Source organism: Barnesiella sp. CU968 (assembly GCF_905219685.1).
Classification (GTDB): Bacteria; Bacteroidota; Bacteroidia; order Bacteroidales; family Muribaculaceae; genus Lepagella; species Lepagella muris_A.
The window spans coordinates 1-3,358 of the sequence record NZ_CAJMXD010000321.1; the positions used below are offsets into that span (position 1 = coordinate 1).

Annotated in this window: 1 protein-coding gene and 1 pseudogene; both read right to left on the reverse strand. The window is 49.0% G+C overall.

Annotated features, from left to right (window positions below; translation table 11 throughout):
* Window positions 1-129: 129 nt before the first annotated feature.
* A complete protein-coding gene (locus tag JX312_RS10860) occupies window positions 130-1,434 on the reverse strand; it encodes a glucose-6-phosphate isomerase (RefSeq protein WP_123404412.1) in 1,305 nt (434 codons plus the stop codon).
* A 79-nt stretch (window positions 1,435-1,513) separates the two neighbouring features.
* Window positions 1,514-3,046: pseudogene (gene lysS, locus JX312_RS10865) on the reverse strand (lysine--tRNA ligase); the annotation flags it as partial.
* Between the last annotated feature and the right edge of the window lie 312 nt (window positions 3,047-3,358).

Here is a 3,358-nt window from a genome sequence, read left to right on the forward strand (position 1 = left end):
TTTGACACACCGCCTTTATTTTAGCCGGATGGCGAGGATGCTGTCAGAATGGTCCGAATCATTCAGCCAACGACCCAGACGGGCTATTATGACACATCCTCTGATCTTTATTGATTATCTGCTGAAATATCAATAACCGGGTTTCTTCAGAAGCTTGAACATATTCTTCTTATAAGCCTCCACTCCCGGCTGGTTGAACGGATTCACACCGAGAAGATAGCCGCTGATGCCGCAGGCTTTCTCAAAGAAATAGATAAGCTGACCGAGTGAATGCTCGTCGATTGCAGGAAGAGTGATATGCATGTTGGGAACGCCACCGTCCACATGTGCCATCTTGGTTCCGAGTTCCGCCATCTTGTTCACTTCGTCGATGCGCTTGCCTGCGAGATAGTTGATACCGTCAAGGTCGGCTGCGTCCATAGGCACACGATGCTCTACAGCCGGCTTTGCCACAGAGATTACAGTCTCGAAGATTGTGCGCTCTCCGTCCTGAATCCACTGACCCATGGAGTGAAGGTCTGTCGTGAAGTCTACCGATGCAGGGAAAATACCTTTGCCGTCCTTACCTTCGCTTTCTCCATAAAGCTGTTTCCACCATTCGGAAACATAATGAAGCTTGGGATCGAAGTTGACAAGAATCTCTATTTTCTTTCCGCTGCGGTAAAGGGCATTGCGAAGACGCGCATAGGTCTGGGCGATATTGGAATCGGATGCGTGAAGAGTGGATTTCTCCATTTCAGCCGCACCGGCAAGAAGTTTCTTGATGTCATGACCCGCAACCGCAATAGGAAGAAGACCTACCGGGGTGAGCACTGAGAAGCGTCCCCCTACATTGTCCGGAATCACATAAGTCTCGTAACCCTCTTCATCGCTCATCTGGCGGAGTGCGCCGCGAGCGGCATCGGTAACGGCAACAATGAGGTTCTTTGCCTCTTCTTTACCGACCTGGGCGACAAGCTGGTCTTTCAGCAGACGGAACGCGATTGCAGGCTCTGTAGTTGTGCCGGACTTGGAAATTACGATAATACCGAATTTCTTATCCTTAAGCAGATTCTGCAATTCCGCGAGATATTCCTCACCGATGTTCTGACCTGCGTAAATCACCTTCGGCTCATTGGGCTTCGGGGCATAGAAATCAGCGAAGGAATCAGCAAGCGCGTAATTTACCGCTTTTGCGCCGAGGTAGCTTCCGCCGATACCTACACAAACCACATAATCGCAGTTCTCACGGAGACGCGCTGCCGTAGCCTCGATACGCTCCACCAGTTCGGCAGGTGTCTTGGAGGGAAGATCAAGCCAGCCGAGGAAGTCGTTGCCCGCGCCCGTGCCTTCCTCAAGGGTGGCAAGAGCCTGAACAGTCTCATCCTTCAGGGCTTCATATTGTTTGTCTGCAAAATAAACTGCATCCTGAATGTTAAGCTCAATTGTTTTCATAACTTCTATCGAATTTGAAATTTATTTAAGAAGCTGTTTAAAAGCAAACAGCCTTTCAGTCATTATTTTCCTCAGCGTTCTCCTCACTCTCCGCCTTAGCTGACTTTTGCGGACGCATCTGCGGGAAGAGAAGCACCTCCTGTATGGTTGTCTGACCGGTAAGGAGCATGGCAAGACGATCCATGCCGATACCCATGCCCGATGTCGGAGGCATACCGTATTCAAGGGCGCGGATGAAGTCCGCGTCTATTATCATCGCCTCGTCATCACCCTTGTCGGCAAGACGCATCTGCTCGGCGAAACGCTCATACTGGTCGATCGGATCGTTAAGCTCCGAATATGCGTTGGCAAGCTCCTTGCCGTTTACCATCAGCTCGAAACGCTCGGTGAGTTCCGGATTCTCGCGATGACGCTTCGTGAGAGGCGACATCTCTATAGGATAATCGGTGATGAAAGTAGGCTGAATGTAAGAACCCTCGCATTTCTCGCCGAAGATCTCATCAATCAGCTTACCTTTGCCCATAGACGGATCTGTCTCTATGCCCGCCTCTTTACAAAACGCGCGAAGCTCATCTTCGGTTTTGCCGGTAATGTCGAATCCTGTCTTTTCGAGTATCGCCTCGGTCATGGTGACACGCTTGTAAGGAGGCTTGAAGTCGATCTCATGTTCTCCGACCTGCACTTTTGTCGAGCCGTTGACATCCATCGCGATCTTTTCGAGCATCTTCTCTGTAAAATCCATCATCCAGTTGTAATCCTTATAGGGGACGTAAATCTCCATGCAGGTGAATTCCGGATTGTGAGTGCGGTCCATGCCTTCGTTGCGGAAGTTTTTGGAGAATTCATACACACCCTCGAATCCTCCGACAATGAGGCGCTTCAGATAAAGCTCATCGGCAATGCGGAGATACAACGGGATATCAAGCGCGTTGTGATGCGTGATGAACGGACGTGCGGCGGCACCGCCGGGTATCGACTGAAGAATCGGAGTCTCGACCTCTGTGTAATTGAACGAATTGAAATATTCGCGCATTGAATTGAACATGCGTGTTCTTTTCAGGAATATGTCGCGCACACCGGGATTTACCACAAGGTCGACATAACGCTGACGGTAACGCTGCTCAGGATCCGTGAAGGCATCGTAAGCCTTGCCGTCTTTCAATTTCACGATCGGAAGGGGACGAAGGCTCTTGCCCAACACTGTTATTTCGCGGGCATGAATGGAAATCTCCCCCATTTGCGTGCGGAACACATAACCCTTTACTCCGATGAAATCACCTATGTCAAGAAGTTTCTTGAAGACAACGTTATAAAACTCCTTGTCCTCACCAGGACATATATCATCGCGGCTCACATATATCTGGATACGGCCTTCCGAATCCTGAAGTTCCATAAATGAAGCCTTCCCCATGATGCGGCGGCTCATGATACGCCCTGCCACTGCAACCTCACGCGGAGGTGTGAGATTGTCATCGAAGTTTTCTTTGATTTCGCGGGAATATCCGCTCACGGGATATTCAGCTGCGGGATAAGGATCTATTCCACGCTCACGCAGAGCCTCAAGGCTACGGCGGCGCACAATCTCCTGTTCGCTAAGTTCTTGATTTGCCATATATTGTAATATCAATTATAATCCGATTGCAAGCATACGGCATAAAGCCGCTGACTTATACACACAATTATTTGCAAAGTTAATAAAAAAAGTTGACATATCCCGCAAGAGTCTGACCCTCCGTCCAATAATACGCACCTTGACACTACTCACACAACAACACTTTAATCGTCATGATTGCGTTAAAAAAGATTGAAAGCAGAATTTATTTTGCAGATTCGGAATATTTGATTAATTTTGCATCCGCAATCGGGCGAATACCAGAGTGGCCAAATGGGGCAGACTGTAAATCTGCTGGTTTATACCTTCGGT

Bases quoted from the DNA above. Each gene is read 5' to 3' on its own strand.
- JX312_RS10860 (WP_123404412.1), bottom strand. From the start codon at position 1,434: ATGAAAACAATTGAGCTTAACATTCAGGATGCAGTTTATTTTGCAGAC.